We start from the raw sequence: 22,222 nt of genomic DNA on the forward strand, positions 1-22,222 counted from the left end.
ACCAGCTGGTGTTCTGAGGATTTATGGGGCCTACGTAAAACAGCACGTCAGGACGACCGGGGTCACCTGGCTGCCAAACTTCATAATCTTTGGGGAGATCTGATGCCCGCTCCAACAGCAAATCGAGCACAAGACGAGCAGTGTGCGAATTGTGAACAATCTGCAGCTTCAGCGCGCGGTCGGAGCCACGCAACTCGCCGATACTTAGATCCTTTCTCGCGGCAAGGTGCACGACACTTTGATAGAGCGGCAACACGGTACGTATGCCCGCCTGAAATGCCCTGGTGTTCTCAACAATCGCCAGCTGCGCTGAACCATCCAGCAGCGACTCAATGGGATCATCGCCATCAACGTTACTGGCATCTGGCTCCAGACGAATACCTGTCTCTTCTTCAACGATAGTCGACAGTGCTGCAAAGTTTAGCTGCCGGTCATCGGGCGGATGAAGGCGTAGTACCGTCGCGAACGCCGTAGAGCATGAGAGCGCCCAGAGGAGAAGCGCCCACGCAAAAATCGAGCACTTGCACAGGGGTTTCCTGCGGCCGATAATAAATGAGTAATTGTGTGTATTAGACATATCGATGAATCGTGAAGGCACTTAGCGCATCATAGCCAGCACACAGCAATGCACCAAGTCGATCAAACATCAGCTCTGTAGATAGTGGCGCCAGAATATGTGTGTGGCCACGCTACGGTAGGGTCGGTAGCGCTCACCCAATTCCTCCAGACCCTGAGCGTCCGGCTTCTCCCGGATACCCTTCACCGTCACGACTGCCTTGACCAACGCAAGGTCCCCAATGGGCCATAGATCAGGTCGGCGCAGCGCCAGCATGAGGTAAACATCAGCCGTCCAGTTACCCACGCCCGTGATCGCCGTGAGCAACTCTCGAACTTCTGCATCCGATTTTCGTGTCAGGGACCGAATAGGCAAGTGCCCGTCGAGAATCGCGTGGGCAACCAGCCGGGTGTAGCGTATTTTTTGACGACTCACCCCTGCAGTACGTAGCGCTTCATCAGACAATTTGAGGTACTCCTCCTCGCTAAACTCGGGTAGTAGTAACGCGACTTTGTCGAAGGTCGCCTTCGCCGAGGCGAGGGATACTTGCTGCTCAAAAATAATAGTCACAAGCGTCGCGAACCCGTTGGGGCGCGTAAGAAACGGAGGCACGCCAAAGCGTTCAATAATCTGAGCAAGATCATCATCACCGGCCATAAGCAGCTCCACAGCTGCGGCGTAGCTACGCTTGGTAAGTCCAGACATAAATCACTAACTCAGTGGACGGTTTTACGGCGTCGTGCAAATTACGCTGGTCGAGTTCGATCACTCATTGAGGTATGTGTCGCGAAGCAGCCGCTTGAGGATTTTACCGCTAGGATTGCGAGGAATGCTATCGACGAATCGAACCGCTGTCGGCTGCTTGAAGCGCGCCAGTTTTCCCTGACAAAAAGACAAAACTGATGCATCGTCCAAAGAGGCGTCGGCCCGTATAACAATCGCCATTGGACTCTCGCCCCATTTCTCGCTGGGCAGTCCGATGACCGCTGCATCCGCCACGCCATCATGCTGCATGAGCACGTTTTCGATCTCCGCCGGATAAACGTTCTCACCACCGGAAATGATCATGTCTTTCTTACGATCGCAAATGGTAATGAAGCCTTCATCATCCATTCTGGCGATGTCGCCGGTGTACAGCCAGCCGTCCTGAACGGTCTCTGCGGTTGCGTCGGGACGATTCCAATACTCTTTCATAATGTGCCGCCCACGCAGCAGTATTTCTCCCGCCTCTCCATTGGCTACAGTGTCGCCATGCCCATCGACGATTTTCGCCTCGGTGTGGAAGAACGCGCGGCCTGCAGATCCAACGTGGGCCAGAGAGTCTTCTCCGACAATTAAGCAGCCCGGCCCTCCGCTCTCCGTCAGGCCATATACCTGGTGAACCTCAACACCCAGATCGATGAAGGCGTGAATCGTCGCTACGGGTACCGGCGCAGCGCCACAGATAATATTGCGCACGCTGGAGTGGTCGTACTTCTCCCGACCCGACACTTGCAGCATAAAGTTGAGCATTGCGGGAACAGCGAGAGTCGTATTGATGCGCTCGGACTCAAACAACTGCCAGACCTTCAAAGGGTCAAAGTCGCGAAGAATGACCAGGGTATTGCCCCGGTAAACCGCGCCGATCATGGGCGCGAGCGCCCCCACATGAAACAGGGGCAATAGCAGTAAGTAACGGTCCGTACCACGAATGTCTCCGGTGTTAACCATCGAGATGATCGCCCAGAACACCGTCTCATGAGTATGCACCACGCCTTTGGGCAAACCCGTCGTGCCTGAGGTATACATGATGAACAGCTTGTCTTCGGCTACCGCGAGCTCCTTGGGCTCATGCTCCGGTTGCTGTGCCAGCAAACGCTCATAGTGCCTCGCAAAGTCCGGAGCCTCGGGCCCTATGGCTATCCAGTGCTCGACATCACTGCCGACAGCTCCACGCGCACGTAAGTCTTCCGCTAATGCCCTAAAGTCGGCATCAAAAATCAGCGCTTTGGCACCACCGTCTTTGAGAATAAAAGCCAACTCCTCGGCGGTGAGACGCCAATTAAGGGGCATGATCACCAGACCGACTTTGGCTGGTCCAAAGAAACTCTCCACGAACTGATGCCCGTTGTAGGCAAGCACGGCCACCCGGTCGCCAGACTCCAGCCCCATACCCGATAGGGCATGGCATAGTTGATTCGCCCGGGCATTGGACTCCTCAAAAGTAAAGCGCCGCTCTGCTTTAATGTCGTAAAGCATTTCTTGCTGGGGGCTCATTCGTGCCCGAGTCGCGAGAAACTGACCAATATTCATGTCGGAAGTCATAAGCAACGATCCATTATTATGATTTTAAGGACTTAATCAGGTTAGCCTAGCCCAGACTGCCTCGCTTGAAAACACGTGATGTCGCGTTTTCGTGATCGACGCTGCGTGATAGTGTGTGGCCGCATTGCAATTTCTGCAGGAACAACAATAGAGATCGTATTCATGAATAGAATTCTTTTGGTGCTCATTAGCACTATCGCTGTCGCCGTTGCTGGCTGTAGCTCTAATCCTCCCGTCATTGATTACGATCGCAGCGTCGATTTCTCCGGGTACAAAACCTATGCATTCATTAGCGACCATCCAATGATTCGCGCAGAAGGCTCACCGCCGGGATCACCTTTGCTTGAAGGCCGCCTCATGCGCCTGGCCGAGGATAACCTGAATGCCAAAGGTTTCATCTTGGTGGCCGACTCAGAAGCAGCGGATTTTGCAGTTGGCTTCACCGTCGGTGCTCGAGACAAAATCAAGGTCAATAGCTATCCCGAACCCTACCGACCCTACTATGGCGGGTGGGGCGGCTGGGGGGCGCCGTACTACGGCGGAGGATATGGCGGAGGCTCCAATGTTGATGTCCAACAGTATGTTGAGGGAACACTGGCATTGGACATTTATGACGTTAGTGAACACAAACCTGCGTGGCACGGCGTTGCCACCAAGCGCATTACCGACAGCATGCGTCGCAAGCCCGATGAATCACTCAAGGAATTCGTTGACGAAATTCTCGCGGGATTTCCCCCCGGGTCAATGGCGCAGTAACGATGTTCTGGGCGGTAAACAGGCTTACCGCTCATAATTCGCCAGCTATCGCTGCACCCGTTTAAAGAGCTTGTCAAAGAGATCGGCATCGTCAAAGTGACGCCGACCTACAAAGGCCGTCGGCTGACGGCCACGTTCGCGCATAGCCCCGGGAGAACGAATACCCATGGGCCACAGGTAAAAGCGCTCACCACGTTCAGTGCCTGGCACTATGCCGTTGGTATCAAACAAGCTCCTGGGACCTTCAACGGAATCCAACGAGTAAAGACCCGAGTAATTAACCAGTTCATAGCTGCGATTCGCCACTCCATCGGCAACTTCAGATGAGCTGGCGTACACCCGCTGAAGGTAGTGCGAACCACTGCTGATGCGTAGCACGGGGCCATCGGTAGACGGCGCCCTTTGAGGGATCAGCGGCGGCTCCCTAAGCTTGGCGTTTTCGGCTCTCGCCTCCACACGATCGCTAAGAAAGAACTGCTGGTAGCATCCACAGGGGTGGATACTGTCATACAAAAGAACCTCGCCAGAGCTATCGAGGGTCACACGCCAAACGAGCCCATCCAATGCCCCCGACAAACTGTCCATCGCAGCCGTTGACGGTCGTTGATCAAACCAAAACACGTAGTTCAGCTGAAGATGTAACTCACCTGCAAAAGGCATAAGGCTCGCGTAGCGATAAGCAGAAGCCGACTCAATGGCAACGCCGGGAGAGCCGTTCTCGTCAAAATAGGGTTCGCCAGGGATGTCATAAGGGCCAAGCTCATCAATCTCAACGGTAGGCGCATGGCGCACGAAAAGATCGCGCAGCGCAGCTGCTGATTCCAAATCAAGTCGCAGCCCGAGACTATCCCGACCTATACCATCCAGTGTCGCTGCACGATTTTGCTTTGATTTAGCGGTCTGCGCAGGAGACGCCAGTGAATAGCGACGTAAGCGACCGTACCGGGGGATTTGGTTCAAGGGCAGCGCATAGCTGTCGTGGATGCTGCTTTGTAATGACTCTATGCCCAAGCCCGCAAAGATCGAACTCAGGGGGTACAAGCCCAGCGCCCGACGGAAGGTCACATAGTCATCATCAACCTTTAAGGCATCCACCAGAACGTCCCAATCCAACACAGGATCATCGACAGCCATAGGGTCCTGCCTGTCGCAGCTCTGAAAATCAAAGCCGGTCAGTTCACTCGGGAGCGGTCTGTGGACAGCACTATCGCGGAGCATATTTTTCAGTAAGCGACGTCGCTCAACGCCGGCAGCCTGTAAGCGCGCCAGCCAATCCCCACGCTGCCGCGGAGTCAGCAATCCCGGATCAAAACTCGCTAAGCCGCGATTAGTCCCCAGTGAAGGAAATCCATGAACCCGCCGCGGCTCACCCAGGCTAATACCGCGCTGAACCGCCAACTCCTCCAGAGCGATGTAAGCGTCGTCACAGCTAAGGGCTGCCAAGGGCTGTGGTGCACTCGCACAAGCAGAAAGCAGAACGAGTGTAAGAAGCGCGAGCAGCGCCCGGATGCCGGCCTCACTAAAAAACAACATAGGCATCTGGATTCAGTAGCGCTTTGGGACTAACACGGCTGTTTGACTACGGGAAATCAGCAGCCCAGTTTTACTCTTCTTCTTTTTTACTCTGACGCTGCCGCTCATAGGGCTTTTGCGTGGGCGAGCCAGCCATGCTGCGAAAGGTCAGCCCGCCAACACTCCAGCTGTCATCGTCCTCTTGAACAGCTTCGGTCGCAGCGGCGTGAGCCGCCTTGTCAGATTGATCTGACCCTTGGCCGGCTGTACTTACATCTATTTCTTCTACTGTGCTTTGGTGAGTCGCACCATAGCGTCCAGACTGCGCTTTGATACAGGCCGAACCCGCGGCAGCACGAACGAGGTTCTCAGTGTCATCACTCCACCAACCGTCGGCGCCAGCACGCATTTCGGCAATAGTATCGGCAACCACATCGGCGCAGGGATCAGCGAAACTTGCCACAGGCAGCAAGAAAAATGCACTCAAGGTAAGGGTCAAAGCAGTTCGCATAGGAAATTTCCGGTAGGTAAAACCTAGGAGTATAGCGAAGCTTTTCAGATCCGAAAGCACTGAGAGACATCCAGAAGCTTTCGCACCAAAATGATGCGCGCCGCTCCAGGATGCAGCTTTCTACAGCATTGAAGCCCCGCTGTCTGCCGCTAAACAAGCCCTTTAATGAACATAAAGACACCAAACGCGGGGATATCTCAATTCTGGTCTGGTTTTTGCTCATACAGTTTCGGGCGAACGTGAAGCGGTCCCTAAAGGCACCGCGCACCGTGCACCACAAACAACTTTTAGGGTAGAGAGGGTATCCATGCAAAACATGCAAAATCTGAAGCGTTTTGCCGCGCTGACCGCACTGGCAGGCTGTGCATTTACAGCGCCGACACACGCCGGGGAACTGAGCGCCAATGCCTCCGTCACCAACAACTACATCTGGCGAGGACTCACACAGACCGAAAACAATTCAGCCGTTCAGGGTGGCATCGACTACTCCTCAGACAGCGGCTTCTACGCAGGTACCTGGGTATCTAACGTTAATTACGGTCCATCGGACGTTTATTCCTACGAGCACGATGTCTACGGCGGTTACGCCTTTGACGCAGGCGGTGTGAGCTGGGACGTGGGCTACCTGTATTACAACTACGACAAAGAAGCCGAGTTTGACTTTGGTGAGGTGTACTTACGTGCGGGCATCGGTGGATTCAGCGCAGCCGCCTACGTTCTTACCAACACCGAGGCAGACGAAGCACCAGGGCAGGACTTTGGCGCTGGCGGCACCTACTACGTGTCTGCGGACTACGGCTTTGAAGTTGGCGACGGCATCGGAATTGGCTTGCACATGGGTTACCACGATGGCGATTTTGCCGAGGCCTTCAATGGTTCTGATAGCGGCTACTACGACTACAACATCAGCCTCTCAAAGGGCGGATTCGGGTTCATGTTCACAGACACAAATGTCAGCGGCCCAGCCGCTGACGGCGGGTATGACAACGACCAGTACAAGGTTGTGGTTTCCTACTCTGTAGACATCGAACTCTAGAGCAAACCACCAGGTTCACTGCGAGCTTAGCCGTCCCGATCACCGGATATTTTTCGGCGGTCGTGGCGGCATTTTTGTGTCCTGCCCTCGCTGCAAAGCTGCTCTGGCGAGTGCAATACGTTGCTCGCGAGGCAACTCTGCTGCCACTTTCACCAAGTTCTTGTGAATCAGAGCCTGGTAGCGCTCGCTGACTTCGCGGGATTTTTCTAGCGCCAACTCCAAAGCCTTAGAGTCATAGTCCTGGGTAGCCACCGCTTTACGCACCGCGGCCTGGGCTTTACGCATGTCCTCGCGCAAGGGCCGTACCTCTGACAGCTGAGCACGCATCTGTCCTCGCACTCGTCGCTGGGTGTCGGATGACAGATGCTCAACCGCCCAAGCCATCGGCGGTGACTCAACAGCAGAACCACGCTTCTTCCCGATGACAAAACCTGCGATCAGTAGATTCACCGCCAACGACAGCAGCAGCGCCATAATTAATACGGTGTTCCTATTCATACCAATCCGCTCCGGTCACAGGCAGTAGCAAGCTTCGTTCTTGCGCCTCCCAATCTGTCATCAGGTCAGCAGGGACGATGTCATGTGACCCCATACCAATCGCCAGCCCCAGCACCAAGGGCAGCGCTGCCGCCATCGCCGGACGCCACCAGAACTGTGGGACTTCGGGCAGTAGCCAGTTCAAAAGGCGGTCGAGCAACGAGACAGGCAATGCATCGAAAATGCGTTGCTCCAGATCAACATCTGCGGGGATGTAGCTGTCTAGCAGCGTATCGAGGTCCCGGGCCTCAAACAACTGACGCCGCATCTCTGGAAAGGCATCCAAACAGGCGCGCATGTCTTGCCGCTGATGTTCCGGCCACCGCTCTTCGGCGGCACCATAGGTATCCAGCAATTCCTGGAGTCGTTCAGGACTCATCATTGCTTAGTAACTCCTCTTTCAAACGACGCCTTCCTCTTGCCAACAGCGATTCAAGAGCTTCCACCGATACATCCAGGATTTTTGCGGCGTCACGATTGGATAAGCCCTGGTAATGACACATCAATAAAGCACTACGCTGACGCTCGGAGAGGCCTTGAAGCGCCAAGCGCACACGATCGGCTTTCTCCATCGCCTCAAAATCGGCGTAGGGCCCCGTGTCTGCTGACTCCAGCCGAGCTTCGTCATCAGTAAACTCAAGGCGCGCATTGCGCCGAAAGCTATCGATGCAAAGATTATGTGCAATGTTGTGCAGCCAGGTTGTGAGGCGAGCGGTGGCGCTATTGAAACTGCCGGCGCGAGTCCACAAGCGCACAAAGGTTTCCTGCACAATGTCGTCCGCGCCACTGACGTCCGATAACATTCGTCTAGCGTAGTTCGACAGGGGGCGCTGGTGTTGCTCCACCAGCACACCAAACGCCGCCCGATCTCCCTTGGCGACGCGTCCGACGAGCAGTGCTTCTTGCTCTCGATCCATAAAAACCTAAATTTACAGACTACATTCAGGACTGATCGGAGTCTTGCCTAGTATCAGACTTGCGACGCTGACCTCGCTTCTCGTGCATGGCTTTTGCTTCATCCTCGCTGACAAAACCATCGCCATTGGCATCCATGCGTTGGAATGCCTGGTCTTGGGCCTCTGTCTGACTTACTACGCCATTACCGTCGGTATCCATGGCGTCAAACATCTGTGGCATCTTCGCCTGGCGCTCTCCGGCAGTTTCCACCGCCGCTAACATTTCATCTCGCGTCAGTTCCCCATCCCCGTCGGCGTCAGCGCGCTTAAACATCTTGGGGCCACCTCTGTGCTTCGCTGGCTGAAACTCTTCACGACTTATCTGACCGTCGCCGTCCGAGTCCAGACTCAGTATCCCCCCTTGCGGTTGGGCCATCGATGTCATCGACGCCAACAGTGCCGTAACGCTGGACAAAACAAACCGTATTTTCTTCATAGTGTTGCTCCAAATCACCGAAAATCTTGCATATCACTCAGTCATACGCAGAAGAAAGTCGAATCCGTCGCGGCATTGAGCCTAAAGATACAACTTGTGATTCCCCCACCTCCGCACTAACTTAGAACGATGGGATACACAATTAGACCTGCAGTTACCGGCGCCTTTAGTATGAGCCTGACCTTAGAGTGCTTCCAGAGGGCGAGCCGTGCGTCAAGTTAACCCGCTTCGTGAAGGCTCTGCAAAGCCGATTCTGGAGTTAGCCTGCTATCTCAGTGCCGCCGTGTTGCTGGCATTTGCCGTCACGGTTTTTTTGCGCAGCGAAGTGCGCGCTGCTCAATCCCTCGATGCAATGCCCGATATGCAGCTTTGGTCCGACATTCGAAAGGATGCCTATTTACGTGCCATCGAAACGGAAGATACGCCTGTGCTGGCAATACTTCGGGCGCCGTCGCTGGGATTGTCGGTTCCCGTTTATAACAGCGCCAGTGATTTAAATATGGATCGAGGTGCTGGAGTCATCGACGGCATGGCTTACCCCCATGAACCGGGTCACATCGGTATTGCTGGGCACCGAGATGGTTATTTTCGAATACTCAAGGACGTTGCTATCGGCGACAGCCTGATTCTGGACACCCTCAACGGGGAGCGGCGCTTTGTTGTCGAAGATTTACGCATCATCGATCCTGAAGAACTGCATTATCTACAGGAAACTGAGGGCCCACGTTTGACTATCGTTACCTGCTATCCGTTTTATTTTGCGGGTAGCGCCCCCCAGCGTTTTCTCGTCCGTGCCGCACCGACGCGGACACCCCTCACCGCCGGCCAATCTTCCTAAGGAGCAATAAAAATTGAAAAAGCACATCATAGGCGCAGCGATCGCCGTTGCACTGAGCGGCCAGACATTGGCACAAGAACCCGCCCCCACCTGTGACGACCTAGTTTGGTCGGCGCAGGTGATAGCGGCAAACCCTGATATCGCCCTATCATGCCAGGGTGTTTATGCACGTAATGACGAGATGTATGCCAAAGTCACCATCGAGTTAACGCGAGTTCGGGGTAACCGTTTGACTTTCCGTCCACAGCACACCGACGGAAGTCAGGGCGCTCAGCGAAGCATCAACGTCGACAATAGCTGGCGAGCCGACATTGATGGGCGGAAGTACCGGGCCAGCGAACTATTCCCCGGACAGGAACTGAGTGTCTATATTCCTGAAGATCGCTTTGCTCTTGCCGTGCACGATGGCGCTTTTGATGGTGATGAGGAAATGATCACCATCGAAGAGGCAGTGGTCGTTGCAATGCCCAAGACGGCCTCGCCGGTATACGCAGCGCTAGGCCTTGGTTTAACATTGTTGGGCCTGGGATTTGTCATGACCACGCAACGCAGATTGCGATGCGCTAAGGCTTGAACTAGGATTCGACTTTCGTTTAATGAGACTAATGATCGCCCTGCAGCCGGCAGCAAGGGCTTGTCCGGGCGGTCATTAGATTTAACACAAGAGCGACACCATGTTTGAACGTAAAACCAATAAGCCTCGGCAGCAGGAGCCAACTCCTGCTGCCGCCTCCAAGACGGAATCCGTCGCCAACAAAGCAAGCACAATAGCAAAGCGCCCAGAGGGAGTACTCGCAGTGATCGGATCAAAGGTTAAAGTCAACGGCGACATCATTAGCAGCGAAGATCTGCTGGTCGAGGGCGAAGTCACGGGCACTATCACCCTGACGGACAATGAACTGGTCGTAGGCACATCCGGCCGAGTTCAGGCCAACATCAGCGCAAAAACCGTGCGCATAGAGGGCGAAGTAAAAGGTGACGTTGACGGAAGCGAGCGTGTTGTTATCTGTGCTTCAGGCAACGTGCAAGGCAACATCAGCTCTCCCCGAGTCATGCTCGAAGACGGCGGCCGCTTCAAAGGCAGCATCGATATGGGCGGTAGTAAGCCCGCGGTCACGGCCAAGCCGATGTCTTCTGCAGCCCCCGAGGTTCGCAGTATCGACAAGGCCGGGTAATTAAATCCCGTGGTCGGTCTACTCGGTAAAAAGTCCGATCGCAATAATCCCCCGACGACCGTCGCGAGTCGATTGCTTCCGGTAATGCTCGACGAAAAGCGGCTGGCGTCTTTGGGTGCGTTGAATATTCTGGATTTTGGTCGCGCCAATAGTGGCAGTCTGGAGTTTTTTAATCAGTTCTCCTGCCGCTTATGTGTGCTGGATGCCGCCGATAGCCTGCTTGAATGGTCCGCAGGCCTGGAAGCTCGCATGGACGACCCCCCGTCAACCCAGCAAATGCAGCTGGAGCTCAGTGGATTGCTATCCTCTATGGGTGCGTATCGTTATGACCTCGTGTTCTTCTGGGACACTCTGAACCACCTCCATGAGCATGCGCTCTCAGCATTTGCTGGTCTGCTACGACGCTACGTGAGCGCAGACTGTCGTGGACACGGGTTCATGTTGCACAAACGCGGTGCCGAACAACTCCTGCGGCATATGGGCATGGCGGGCGACAACCTTATCTCGGTGCAAACGCAAACCCCGGCAACGCTGTATCCGCACAATCGCAAAGTGGTCAATGACGCTTTGGGCCCGGATCTGCGCATTGATCACGGCGTACTTCTCGGAGATGGGCGTCTCGAATTCTTAATGGTTAGTGACGCCGGCAAAGAGCAGGTCGCAAGATAGAGATCGGTCATTGGGCAGCTCTCCACGCTTTGCGTATACTCGATTATCGATAGACAATAAGCGGTAATACAGCTTGTTTATACCATCGTTTGGCACAACCCACCTCCACGGCATTTATCACGCCTCGCCTGCCGTTTATTCTTCGACTCGCAAATGGGTCATGTTGTTACCGTTGCTCTCGGCGATGCTGCTCACAGCCTGCGATGGCGGAGAGTCCAATGTGGAGCAGGGCAATCGCGAGGGCGTTCTGCATTACGGCAATGGCAGCGAACCCCAGGGACTTGATCCCCACGTAGTCACAGGTGTCCCAGAGAACATTTTGATCAGAGCGCTGTTTGAAGGTCTGGCGGTCAAAAATCCCTACACGCTGGAACCTGAGCCCGGTGTCGCACAAAGCTGGGACTTTAGTGAAGACGGTCGCGTCATCACCTTTCATATCAATCCCGAAGCCCGCTGGTCCAATGGCGACCCGGTCACCGCCGACGACTACGTTTGGAGCTGGATGCGGGCGCTACATCCAGAGATGGGAAATCTCTACGCGTACATGCTCTTTCCGGTTAAGAATGCCGAGGCATTCTTCACTCGAGAAATTGACGACTTTGCTGATGTTGGCGTCAAAGCGCCGGACCCTCAAACACTGGTAGTGACCCTCACCGACACGACACCCTACTTTCTACAGTTGATGGATCACTACAGCACCTTTGCCGTGCATCGCCCCACCATCGAAAAACACGGCGCCTTCACCGATCGCTTTACCAAATGGACGCGTGTGGAGAACATGGTGAGCAACGGGCCCTTCGTTCTTGATGAATGGCTACTCAACCGTCGCATCATCGTGCGTAAAAGCGACACCTACTGGGATAAAGATCGTGTTCGGCTCAACAAAGTGGTGTTTTACCCCACAGAAAACACGGTATCCGAGGAGCGCGGCTTTCGGGCGGGGCAGCTGCATTACACAGGTACGATCCCCATGGACAAGATTCCCGCCTATCAGGCCATGGAGAACTCCCCCTATTACCAGGAGCCTTATCTGGGCACTTACTATTATCTGGTGAACACGCTCCGCCCACCGATGAATGACGCCAGAGTGCGTCGCGCGCTGGCTATGGCCGTAGACCGCGATACGCTAATGCGATCAGTGATGCAAAATTCCGCGGTATCTGCCTACAGCATCACACCCCCGGGCACCTTGGGCTATCAGCCACCGAAGACCTTCCAGTTCGACCTGGACAAAGCACGCGCACTGCTTGCAGAAGCAGGCTACCCCAACGGCGAAGGCTGGCCGGGAATGGAGATTGTGTACAACACGCAGGAAGCACACCGAAAGATCGCCGTCGCGCTGCAGCAAATGTGGAAAGACGCACTGAACATCGAAATCACCATCTCCAATCAGGAGTGGAAGGTCTATCTGGACTCCGTAACGAATATGGACTTCGACCTCGCACGTCGCGGTTGGATTGGGGACTATGTGGACCCCAATAATTTTCTTGATTTGTTTCTCACCGGCGGGGGCAATAACAACACAGGTTATGCCGACCCGGCCTATGATGAGCTGATACAGAGAATCGCACCCCAGGCCAAGACCCGGGAAGAGCGCTACGCGGCCTTCTACAAAGCCGAAACCATGCTCATGGAGCAGATGCCCATCATTCCCCTCTACACCTACACCAGCAAACACCTGATGCAGCATAGTGTGTGCGGCATGCCGACAAATCTCATGGACTCCTTGAATCTTAGATACGTCTGGCTCGATCCCCAGCGCACAAGCTCAGCAGAGCCCTGCGAGTAATGCGCTTTTGCGCACCGGTCTCAGGCGCGCTGATTATTGCAGCACTTGTCGCAGGTTTGGCGGGGTGCTCCCCGGGAGAATCCCGGGTGGTACAGGGAAATCGCGATGGCGTGCTTTACCTGGGCAACGGCACGGAGCCCCAGTCTTTGGACCCTCATGTACTCAGCAGTTCCCCGGACTCACGTATCGCTGGGGCGCTGTATGAAGCCCTGATCACCTATAATCCCTACGATCTGTCCGTCGAGCCCGGTGTCGCCGAGCGCTGGGAGTTCAGTGAAGACCGCACCGAAATTACCTTCTATCTCAATCCTGACGCTCGCTGGTCTAACGGAGAACCGATCACGGCCGAGGATTTTCGTTGGTCCTGGATGCGTGCCATCACGCCGGCAATGGGTAACCTTTTGATAGAGGTGTTTTATGGGATCCGCAATGCGGAGGCGTACAGCAAAGGCCTGATTGATGATGCTGATGTCGTGGGGATCCGCGTCATTGATCCGCATACCCTGCGGGTGGAGCTCGCATACCCAGACCCTTTTGCCTTACTGAACTTTGCCTACGTCTACATGGCCCCGGTCCATCGCGCCACCATCGAAGCGCACGGCGCGATGACCGATCGCTACTCAGCCTGGACCAAACCCGAGAACTTTGTGGGTAACGGACCTTTTACTCTCGAAGACTGGAAAATGCAGCGTTTTGTTAAGGTCAAACGTAATCCCTATTACTGGGACAACGACAAGGTAGCGCTCAATGCCATGGTGTTCCGGCCTATAGAAAGCGCCACCACCGAAGAAAGGATGTTCCGCAGCGGGCAACTCCACAGTACCTCCATGGTGCCCAATAATAAGGTGAAGGGATATCGCGAGCAGCCCGAAAGCCCCATGGTGGAAGGGCCTTACATGGGTTCCTACTACTATCTACTCAACAACAAGCGCCCGCCTTTGGACAATCTATCGGTCAGGCGAGCTCTCGCGCTGGCGGTGGATCGAAAGACCCTCGCAAGCACGGTACTTCAAGATACGGTGCTGCCCTCGGCCAACTATGTCGCTTTGGGTATGCCGGACTACGAACACCCCCAGGTATTGGCGTTTAATCCCGTAGAAGCCCGGCGACTCTTAAGCGAGGCCGGATTCCCCAATGGGAAGGGTTTTCCTGCCATCACGCTTAACTACAACACCAGCGAAAATCATCGCAGTGTCGCCGTCGCCGTACAGCAGATGTGGAAGCAACATTTGAACATCGATGTCACGCTTGCGAATCAGGAGTGGAAGGTCTATCTCGATACCATCGAAAACCGGGACTATCAGATTGCGCGCATGGGCTGGATTGGGGACATAGTGCCGAGTGCTTTTCTTGACCGTATGGTCAGCAACGGACCTACCAATCGCAGTGGCTTTGCCAGTAACGAATTCGACGACATCATTTTCAACAGGATTCGTCCAGAAAAAGACAAAGCCAAGATCATGACTCTCTACAGAGAAGCGGAGCGAATACTGCTGGAAGATACACCGCTTATTCCCATCTATTCCTACAAGGTCAAACGTCTCGCGCAACCGAGCGTCAAAGGCATGCCGTCGAATCAGATCGACTATATAAACTACAAATACGTGGAGCTCGATCCAAAAGCACCCGCGTGGACATGGCAAACTTTAGCTCCCTGAACCTGGAACCCTGACCCTGGAAACAAAAGTTATGTGGCGATTTATCAGCATTCGATTACTGCAGGCCATCCCGGTCCTCCTGGCTGTTATTACGGTGACCTTCTTTCTCATCAGGGTCGCGCCCGGGGGCCCCTTCGACAGTGAAAAAGCGGTGATTCCCGAAGTTAAAGCCGCCCTGGAAAAACAGTATCGACTCGACCTGCCGCTCTTTCAGCAATACACCGCCTACCTTGGCGATCTTGCTTCTGGGGAATTCGGACCCTCGTTTAAATATCCGGGGAGAAGCGTTAATGAGCTTATAGGTGCGGGACTGCCCGTCACGGCAGAACTGGGATTCTATGCCTTACTCGTTGCGGTACTCATCGGCGGCCTGGCGGGAGTCATCGCATCATTGCGGCCCAACACGGCGCAGGACTACATCCCCATGAGTTTGGCTATGATCGGAATTTGTATGCCCTCGTTCCTCCTCGGCCCCTTACTGGTGCTGTTTTTTGGCATCGAGTTGGAGTGGCTACCGGTGTCCGGCTGGGGCGATATACCCGGGGACAAAATTTTACCTAGCATTACGCTCGGCGCCGGATATGCCGCCTATATAGCTAGGCTATCCCGAGCGGGCATGCTCGAGGTTCTGTCGCAGGACTACATCCGCACAGCCCGCGCCAAAGGCCTGCCGGAATGGCAGGTAGTCACGAAGCACGCCTTGCGTGGCGGGCTTATGCCCGTCGTCACCTTTTTAGGACCCGCCTTCGCAGGACTTCTGGCCGGCTCATTTGTGGTGGAGACAATCTTCCAGATACCCGGCCTTGGCCGATTTTATGTACAAGCGGCATTTAACCGCGACTACACGATGATCCTTGGCACCACGGTGTTCCTCTCTGCGCTCATCGTCTTATTCAATTTACTGTCCGACATCATGGCCGCCTGGATGAATCCACGACTGCGTCATCAAATCGGAGGCGCATCATGAACACCGAAGTGCTATCGGACATCGCCAGCGCAGAAGAAGGCACCTCACTGTGGAAAGACGCCTGGTTACGACTGCGTAAGAATCGCCTCGCCATTATTGGCCTGTGCGTGCTCCTGGTATGTGTCTTTTTGGCGCTCCTCACACCCCTCATTGCGCCTTATGCTTATGACGCGCAAGACCTTGATTTGGGTGCAACGCCACCCTCCGCGGCACACTGGTTAGGAACAGATATCTTCGGGCGCGATATGCTCACGCAGATCCTCTACGGCGGACGTATCTCTCTTGCGGTAGGCTTTATTGCCACTGCGGTAGCCTTGGTCATCGGTATTACCTGGGGCGCCATTGCAGGCTATGCCGGTGGTCGCGTAGACGCTGTCATGATGCGGCTGGTGGATATCCTCTACGCCCTCCCCTTTATGATCTTTATTATTCTCTTGATGGTCGTGTTCGGACGTAATCTGCTGCTGCTGTTTTTGGCCATCGGGGCCGTTGAATGGCTCACCATGGCAAGGATCATGCGCGGGCAGGTGCAATCGCTTCGCCAGCAAGAGTTTGTCGAAGCCGCAATCTCCCTGGGGCTCTCTCCAGGCGCGATTATCCGTCGCCATCTGATTCCCAATGCGCTGGGACCGATCATCGTGTACACCACGCTGACTATCCCCGGCGTGATGCTCCTGGAGGCCTTCCTGAGCTTTTTGGGTCTGGGTGTACAGCCTCCTCAAACCTCTTGGGGGCTGCTCATTTCTTACGGCGCCGAGACCATGGAGGAATATCCCTGGCTGCTCATCTTCCCGGGGCTGGCCCTGACCGTCACGCTCTTCTCTCTTAACTTTCTCGGCGATGGCCTGCGCGATGCGCTGGATGTTCGCGGCTCAAAGGACTAAGCGTTATGGCTTTACTTGAAGTCAAGAATCTGGCGGTGAGCTTTGTCACTCGCAATGGCGTTAACAAGGCGGTAGATGACATCTCCTTCACCGTCGAGTCGGGCAAGATTACGGCGATTATCGGTGAATCAGGCTCGGGTAAATCCGTTGCCTGCTACAGCCTGCTAGGGCTAATCCCCATGCCGCCGGGCAGAATCGATGGAGGTCAGGCGCTATTTGACGGCAAAGACCTGCTGCAATGCTCGGAGCGAGCATTGCGTAAGATCCGGGGACGGGATATCGCCATGATCTTTCAGGACCCCATGACCTGCCTAAACCCCTACATGACCATCGGCAAGCAGATGGTCGAGCCCATCGTGTATCACCGGGGAGCCAGCAAGTCCGAGGCGCGGGCAAGAGCTATCGAGCTATTGGGTGAAGTGGGTATCCGCGATCCAGAAAACACCGTGGACAGTTTTCCTCACGAGTTTTCCGGCGGCATGCGACAGCGGGTGATGATCGCAATGGCGCTCATCAATGAGCCCAAGCTCTTGATTGCCGACGAACCCACCACAGCACTGGATGTCACCATTCAGGCACAGATCCTTCAGCTCATTGCCGAGCTGCAGCGCAAACGCGATATCGGCGTCATCTTTATTAGCCACGATCTGGCTGTGGTGGCAGACATCGCCGATGACATTTGCGTGATGCAAAAGGGCAAGATTGTAGAGTCCGGCGACCGCGCTGCAATTTTCAGTAACGCCGAACACCCTTACACAAGGAAACTGCTGTCGGCCATTCCCGCCGGTACCAAGGTACCGCAGTCGCAGGATGCTGAACCCTTGATCCAAGTGCGTAATCTAAAGACCTGGTTTGAGGTCCCCGGAGGTGAAACGGTCAAAGCCGTCGATGACGTAAGCTTCGATATCCACAAGGGTGAGATTCTTGGCCTGGTGGGAGAGTCGGGTTCGGGAAAGTCGACTATCGGACGATCCCTGCTGCGTTTGGTGCCGGTGAGCGAGGGACAGGTGACCTTCAGTGACACCGACGTTACGGCGCTCGATGGGCCAGCGCTAAAAAAGATGCGCCGGCGTATGCAGATGATTTTTCAGGACCCTTTTGCATCCCTAAACCCCCGCATGACGGTATTCGATACCCTGGCAGAACCGCTACTACTTCACGGTATTGAAACACGTCGCACGGTTGCCGACGGCGTCCTCAAACTGATGGATGACGTCGGGCTGGCCCGGGCTTTTGTCCGCAAGTATCCCCATGAATTTTCCGGCGGCCAACGGCAACGCATTGCCATTGGCCGCGCTCTGGCCACGCGACCAGAGTTTATTGTTGCCGACGAACCCGTGTCTGCGCTTGATGTAACCATTCAGGCACAGATTCTTGATCTGATGTTAGAGCTTGGCCGCGAGTACGGACTGACCATGCTGTTCGTCTCCCACGACCTCGCAGTAGTGAAGCATCTAGCCGATAGAATCATCGTGTTGTACCAGGGCAAGATCGTAGAAGAAGGGACTGGCGAGTCCTTATTCAACTCGCCGCAGCAGGCTTACACACAACAGTTATTGCAAGCCATTCCCGGTCGTGCCCTGCTTTAAGGGCCTCGACCGCAGCCCCTACTACTGAATATCAGGGTAGGGGTTTGGACCACCAGCGTCGATCCAGGCATCCAACTCGGATGCCAGTACCGTCAGAGGTACCGAGCGTAGTCCCAAGATGCTGTCGTGGAAGTACCGCTGATCGAAGTCAGCGCCAAGCACACTTTCGGCCCGGGCACGCTTCTCTCGAATCAGGATTTCTCCGAGCTTGTAGGCCAGCGCTTGTGCGGGCCAGGCAATATAACGATCCACCTCAGTGGTGATTTCGTGCTCTGACATGGCAGCGTTATCGCGAAGATAGGCAATTGCCTGCTCCCGACTCCACCCGTATTGATGCAAGCCCGTATCTATCACCAGACGGCAGGCCCGCCACATCTCATAGGTCAACTGCCCAAAGCGCTCATAGGGTGTCCGATAGATACCAATCTGGCCTCCCAACCATTCGGTGTAGAGCCCCCATCCTTCGCCATAGCCAGAAAAATAGTTCTGGGCACGAAACTCCGGTATCTCTCCCGGTGCCTCAAGCGAGATTGCTGCTTGCAAGGCATGCCCCGGGGCACACTCGTGCAGCGTCAGCGCAGGGAGCGTATATAGAGGCCTTGCAGAGAGGTTATAGGTATTCATGAGGCAGGCGTTCAGACCACCGCGCCCGCCGGTATAGATCGGTGCAATCGCGGGAGGTACGGGATTGATCGCAAAGCGCCGTCGCGGCAAAAATCCCAGCACTTCAGCAAGTTTGCCATCCATCCTTTTAGCAACGTAGGCCGAGTAGCCCATGAGCTCGTCGGCTGTCTTGGCGTAGAACTGCGGGTCCGTGCGAAGGAAATGAAAGAACTCCACCATATCACCGTCGTAATCCAGCTCTGCAAGAATCAGTTCCATCTCCGCGCGCAGTCGCTCAACCTCCGCAAGTCCCGTGTTATGAATCTGCTCCGCGGTGAGATCAAGGGTCGTAAACCCACGAATCTGCGACTGATAGAACGCTTCGCCATCGGGCAAATCCCGAGCGGCAAGCGTCGTTCGAGCGCCCGGTAAATACTCTTCCCGCATAAACTTCAGAAGCTCTGTATAGGCCGGCACCACCTGCGTAGCAATGACCTCCCGAGCCTCAGCCTGCAAACGGTCTCGCTGGCTCTCATCCATCATGGCGGGCAATGCATCAAGCGGTATCCAGTAGGGGTTATCGATCCCAGGGAGGAGATAGGCCTCGATAGACTCGTCACGACCTTTCAAACTCACTGCAGGCACCGTGTAACCCCGAGCCATGCCCGCGCGCATGTTGGCACTGTGCTGAGCAAAGAAGCGTGGTAGATCTCGAAGCCTGCCCAAATAGCGCCGATAGCTTTCGGCGTCAGTAAAGCCACCATTTTGCGGATGTAAGCCTGCCCAGAAAAAAGTGTCTGAATTTAAGGGGGCTTCATAGGTTTTATAGCGCGCATCGTTCGCGAGGGTCTCGATAATTTGCCGAAAAACAGCGGCGTTAATCGCCCCTTCATGACTAAGCTGTGCCACAGAGATCGTGTTCAACTCCTCCAAGGCTGCCTCCCAGTAAGTAAGACGCTGCTTCTGCGCCGTGGCACCGACATCGGCAAGACCCGCCTTTTTTATCCACGCGCCACTGTCGTCACGCTGCTTTCCAAACTCATTTTGGCGCCACTCCCACTCTCGCTCATACAAAGCCGACAACTGTGCATCAGCACTCGTGCCGCCCATGGGGGTCTGTACGTTACTGGCACTGCAGGCGGCTAACACCAACAGCGCAAACATTGCAGAAATTGTTCGCATGGGAGTGAAGTCTCTTCCAATAGGATTGCTCACAATACATCAGGGATCTTCGGGTCTCAATTGTTTCGCCCTTGGGTTTACACTTAGCAAACTAATGGAGAACCTGCAGTGAATAATGACGAGCAAATTGCTTACTGGAATGGCGACGCGGGACGCAAATGGGCCCAACGGGACGCCTTGATGTCGCGCATGCTGGCACCCGTGGCCGAAGCACTTATGGATCACGCAAACATTGAAGATGCCAAATCGGCTTTGGATGTGGGCTGCGGCGGCGGAAGTGAAACATTGATGCTCGCCGCCAGGCTGGAACCCCACGCTGAGGTACTTGGTGTCGATGTGTCGGCCCCTCTCCTTGAGGTCGCCAGACAAGAACTGGCGAGTCTAGGCGACGCCGGTAAAGGTGTGAATTTTGTCGAGGCCGACGCGTCATGCCATGATTTTGGCGACCAGAAATTCGATCTGCTGTTTTCGCGTTTCGGTGTCATGTTTTTCGAAGACGCGACCGAGGCCTTCACCCATCTGCGCAGTGCTATGCAACCCCGGGGCCGGCTTGCTTTCGCTTGCTGGCAATCTCTGGCGAACAACCCCTGGACCGCGCTTCCACTGAAAGCCGCATTATCAGTGCTACCTTCGCCGCCGCCGCCCAAGCCGAGAAGCCCCGGACCCTTCGCATTTGCAGAGTCGGAGTACATCACCTCTTTGCTTGGAGACGCTGGCTGGAACGACATCGTAGTAACACCGCATACCATCAGCATGGATTGGGAGGACAGCGGCGGGTTCGAGGCAACCGCTAGGGAGATGGTCAATACCGGACCGGTGGGGCGCTTCCTGGCCGACGTAGACAGCATTACGCGAGACGCCGTTCACGCCGCAGCAGCCGAGGTACTGGCACCGTATTTTCAAAACAACAGCCTATCCTTACCGGGTGCAGTTTGGCTGGTAACGGCCAACAACTAGCAAACATAAGGTAAACAGACACATGCCGACAATTGGAACACCCTTCGCGTCTTCAGCCACCCGGGTACTTCTGTGTGGGGCCGGTGAGCTTGGCAAAGAAGTCGCCATTGAACTCCAGCGCCTGGGCGTGGAAGTCATTGCCTGTGACCGCTACCCAAACGCACCGGCGATGCAGGTTGCAGATCGCAGCTACGTATTTTCCATGTTGGATGGGGAACGCCTGCGCGCGGTTATCGAGAAAGAGAAGCCAGACTTTGTCGTCCCGGAAATCGAAGCCATCAATACGGACACCCTGGCAGAACTCGAGGACGAAGGATTTAAGGTAGTCCCCTCTGCTCGGGCCGCCCAGCTGACCATGAATCGCGAAGGCATTCGTCGACTGGTTGCGGAGTCCCTGAACATCATCACATCACCCTACCGTTTTGCGGACAGCAGGGAAGCTTTCACGACGGCAATCCAAGCGATGGGTACACCCTGTGTAGTGAAGCCCATCATGAGCTCATCAGGCAAAGGGCAGAGCGTTGTACGCGGACCCCAAGACATACAATCTGCCTGGGACATCGGTCAGGAGGGAGGCCGCGCAGGAGCTGGCCGCCTCATCGTCGAAGGCTTCGTGGACTTTGATTACGAAATCACTTTGCTCACCGTGCAGCACATAGCAGGCGTGAGCTTTTGCGCTCCTATCGGTCATCGTCAGGAAGATGGTGACTATCGCGAATCATGGCAGCCACACCCCATGGACCCCGAGGTCCTCCAACAGTGTGAAGATATTGCGGCGCGTGTCACCGGCGCTCTGGGTGGTAAAGGGCTATTCGGTGTTGAGTTCTTTATCAAAGGAACAGAGGTTTACTTCAGCGAAGTGTCTCCTCGTCCACATGACACTGGCATGGTCACGCTCATCTCTCAAGATTTATCAGAATTTGCATTACATGTTCGTGCGTTTCTGGGATTACCGATTCCAGGAATTCGCCTGCGCGGCCCATCTGCCTCAGCAGTGATCCTGCCTGAGGGTCACTCCGAAGACATTCAATACGGCAACCTCGCCGCGGCGCTGGCTCGGCCGGATACGGAGCTTCGCTTGTTTGGCAAACCCACCATCGCGGGCCGCAGGCGTATGGGCGTTGCACTAGCTTGCAGCGACGATATCGACAGCGCCCGAAGCAAAGCCTGCAACGCAGCGGCCGAGGTGCAAGTCACCCTCGGTTAATTTCCAACCCTTGAAAAAACAACAGCATGTCCCCAAATAAGTAACACGGGCGCTCAATTGGGAGGCCCGTTTAAACAATATTGCTTCATTGGGAGAATAT

At 55.1% G+C, this 22,222-nt stretch carries 22 protein-coding genes and 1 pseudogene; 13 read left to right on the forward strand and 10 right to left on the reverse strand.

Features of this window, described 5'->3' with window-relative positions:
* From ACI9KD_RS04705 to ACI9KD_RS04715, 3 genes and pseudogenes are all read right to left on the reverse strand, one after another.
* Positions 1-577 (reverse strand): annotated as a pseudogene (locus ACI9KD_RS04705) (hypothetical protein); the annotation flags it as partial.
* A gap of 69 nt (positions 578-646) precedes the next feature.
* Positions 647-1,261: a DNA-3-methyladenine glycosylase family protein gene (locus tag ACI9KD_RS04710; RefSeq protein ID WP_414980002.1), complete on the reverse strand. Its 615-nt coding sequence runs from the start codon at positions 1,259-1,261 to the stop codon at positions 647-649.
* Positions 1,262-1,321: 60 nt separating this feature from the next.
* Complete coding sequence (locus ACI9KD_RS04715; protein WP_414980003.1) at positions 1,322-2,860, reverse strand: long-chain-fatty-acid--CoA ligase; 1,539 nt, start codon at positions 2,858-2,860, stop codon at positions 1,322-1,324.
* A 162-nt stretch (positions 2,861-3,022) separates the two neighbouring features.
* On the opposite strand from ACI9KD_RS04715, the gene ACI9KD_RS04720 reads away from it, so the two are divergent.
* Positions 3,023-3,616, forward strand: coding sequence for a DUF4136 domain-containing protein (locus ACI9KD_RS04720; RefSeq protein WP_414980004.1), 594 nt, complete (start codon positions 3,023-3,025; stop codon positions 3,614-3,616).
* Between the two features lie 45 nt (positions 3,617-3,661).
* On the opposite strand, the gene ACI9KD_RS04725 is transcribed toward ACI9KD_RS04720, so the two are convergent.
* Both ACI9KD_RS04725 and ACI9KD_RS04730 read right to left on the reverse strand, forming a co-directional pair.
* Positions 3,662-5,149, reverse strand: coding sequence for a hypothetical protein (locus ACI9KD_RS04725; protein WP_414980005.1), 1,488 nt, complete (start codon positions 5,147-5,149; stop codon positions 3,662-3,664).
* Positions 5,150-5,219: 70 nt separating this feature from the next.
* Positions 5,220-5,639, reverse strand: coding sequence for a hypothetical protein (locus tag ACI9KD_RS04730; RefSeq protein ID WP_414980006.1), 420 nt, complete (start codon positions 5,637-5,639; stop codon positions 5,220-5,222).
* 307 nt (positions 5,640-5,946) lie between these two features.
* On the opposite strand from ACI9KD_RS04730, the gene ACI9KD_RS04735 reads away from it, so the two are divergent.
* Positions 5,947-6,675 carry a TorF family putative porin gene (locus ACI9KD_RS04735; RefSeq protein ID WP_414980007.1) on the forward strand — a complete coding sequence of 243 codons (729 nt, stop codon included), beginning with the start codon at positions 5,947-5,949 and terminating at the stop codon, positions 6,673-6,675.
* A gap of 39 nt (positions 6,676-6,714) precedes the next feature.
* On the opposite strand, the gene ACI9KD_RS04740 is transcribed toward ACI9KD_RS04735, so the two are convergent.
* From ACI9KD_RS04740 to ACI9KD_RS04755, 4 genes are read right to left on the reverse strand one after another with little or no spacing between them, the layout of a single operon-like run.
* Positions 6,715-7,173 (reverse strand): periplasmic heavy metal sensor, encoded by a 459-nt coding sequence (locus ACI9KD_RS04740; RefSeq protein ID WP_414980008.1) that lies wholly within the window; start codon positions 7,171-7,173, stop codon positions 6,715-6,717.
* Positions 7,166-7,594, reverse strand: coding sequence for a hypothetical protein (locus ACI9KD_RS04745; protein ID WP_414980009.1), 429 nt, complete (start codon positions 7,592-7,594; stop codon positions 7,166-7,168). Before ACI9KD_RS04745 ends, ACI9KD_RS04740 begins: the two co-directional genes overlap by 8 nt.
* Positions 7,581-8,129, reverse strand: a complete 549-nt coding sequence (locus ACI9KD_RS04750; protein ID WP_414980010.1) for a sigma-70 family RNA polymerase sigma factor — start codon at positions 8,127-8,129, stop codon at positions 7,581-7,583. Before ACI9KD_RS04750 ends, ACI9KD_RS04745 begins: the two co-directional genes overlap by 14 nt.
* A gap of 25 nt (positions 8,130-8,154) precedes the next feature.
* Positions 8,155-8,604, reverse strand: coding sequence for an EF-hand domain-containing protein (locus tag ACI9KD_RS04755; RefSeq protein WP_414980011.1), 450 nt, complete (start codon positions 8,602-8,604; stop codon positions 8,155-8,157).
* A gap of 208 nt (positions 8,605-8,812) precedes the next feature.
* On the opposite strand from ACI9KD_RS04755, the gene ACI9KD_RS04760 reads away from it, so the two are divergent.
* From ACI9KD_RS04760 to ACI9KD_RS04800, 9 genes are all read left to right on the forward strand, one after another.
* Positions 8,813-9,442, forward strand: a complete 630-nt coding sequence (locus ACI9KD_RS04760; protein WP_414980012.1) for a class D sortase — start codon at positions 8,813-8,815, stop codon at positions 9,440-9,442.
* A gap of 13 nt (positions 9,443-9,455) precedes the next feature.
* Positions 9,456-10,016, forward strand: coding sequence for a hypothetical protein (locus ACI9KD_RS04765; RefSeq protein ID WP_414980013.1), 561 nt, complete (start codon positions 9,456-9,458; stop codon positions 10,014-10,016).
* 100 nt (positions 10,017-10,116) lie between these two features.
* Complete coding sequence (locus tag ACI9KD_RS04770) at positions 10,117-10,617, forward strand: bactofilin family protein (protein WP_414980014.1); 501 nt, start codon at positions 10,117-10,119, stop codon at positions 10,615-10,617.
* 9 nt (positions 10,618-10,626) lie between these two features.
* A complete protein-coding gene (locus ACI9KD_RS04775) occupies positions 10,627-11,286 on the forward strand; it encodes a hypothetical protein (RefSeq protein ID WP_414980015.1) in 660 nt (219 codons plus the stop codon).
* A 160-nt stretch (positions 11,287-11,446) separates the two neighbouring features.
* The gene (locus ACI9KD_RS04780; RefSeq protein WP_414980016.1) at positions 11,447-13,075 is read left to right on the forward strand and encodes a peptide ABC transporter substrate-binding protein; all 1,629 of its coding nucleotides are present in this window, start codon (positions 11,447-11,449) and stop codon (positions 13,073-13,075) included.
* Positions 13,075-14,733 carry a peptide ABC transporter substrate-binding protein gene (locus tag ACI9KD_RS04785; protein WP_414980017.1) on the forward strand — a complete coding sequence of 553 codons (1,659 nt, stop codon included), beginning with the start codon at positions 13,075-13,077 and terminating at the stop codon, positions 14,731-14,733. Before ACI9KD_RS04780 ends, ACI9KD_RS04785 begins: the two co-directional genes overlap by 1 nt.
* A 31-nt stretch (positions 14,734-14,764) precedes the next feature.
* Positions 14,765-15,700 (forward strand): ABC transporter permease, encoded by a 936-nt coding sequence (locus ACI9KD_RS04790; protein WP_414980018.1) that lies wholly within the window; start codon positions 14,765-14,767, stop codon positions 15,698-15,700.
* Positions 15,697-16,584, forward strand: coding sequence for an ABC transporter permease (locus ACI9KD_RS04795; RefSeq protein WP_414980019.1), 888 nt, complete (start codon positions 15,697-15,699; stop codon positions 16,582-16,584). The genes ACI9KD_RS04790 and ACI9KD_RS04795 overlap by 4 nt, the downstream gene beginning before the upstream one ends.
* 5 nt (positions 16,585-16,589) lie before the next feature.
* Positions 16,590-18,173, forward strand: a complete 1,584-nt coding sequence (locus ACI9KD_RS04800) for an ABC transporter ATP-binding protein (RefSeq protein WP_414980020.1) — start codon at positions 16,590-16,592, stop codon at positions 18,171-18,173.
* 21 nt (positions 18,174-18,194) lie between these two features.
* Here the strand turns inward: ACI9KD_RS04800 and ACI9KD_RS04805 are convergent, their stop codons facing one another.
* Entirely contained in the window at positions 18,195-19,958 is a 1,764-nt protein-coding gene (locus ACI9KD_RS04805; RefSeq protein WP_414980021.1) for a DUF885 domain-containing protein, read from the reverse strand.
* 108 nt (positions 19,959-20,066) lie between these two features.
* On the opposite strand from ACI9KD_RS04805, the gene ACI9KD_RS04810 reads away from it, so the two are divergent.
* The gene (locus ACI9KD_RS04810; protein ID WP_414980022.1) at positions 20,067-20,915 is read left to right on the forward strand and encodes a class I SAM-dependent methyltransferase; all 849 of its coding nucleotides are present in this window, start codon (positions 20,067-20,069) and stop codon (positions 20,913-20,915) included.
* A gap of 22 nt (positions 20,916-20,937) precedes the next feature.
* Positions 20,938-22,122 carry a formate-dependent phosphoribosylglycinamide formyltransferase gene (purT, locus tag ACI9KD_RS04815; RefSeq protein WP_414980023.1) on the forward strand — a complete coding sequence of 395 codons (1,185 nt, stop codon included), beginning with the start codon at positions 20,938-20,940 and terminating at the stop codon, positions 22,120-22,122.
* Positions 22,123-22,222: the final 100 nt, after the last annotated feature.

It is taken from the genome of Congregibacter sp. (assembly GCF_047617445.1).
Lineage (GTDB): Bacteria > Pseudomonadota > Gammaproteobacteria > Pseudomonadales > Halieaceae > Congregibacter.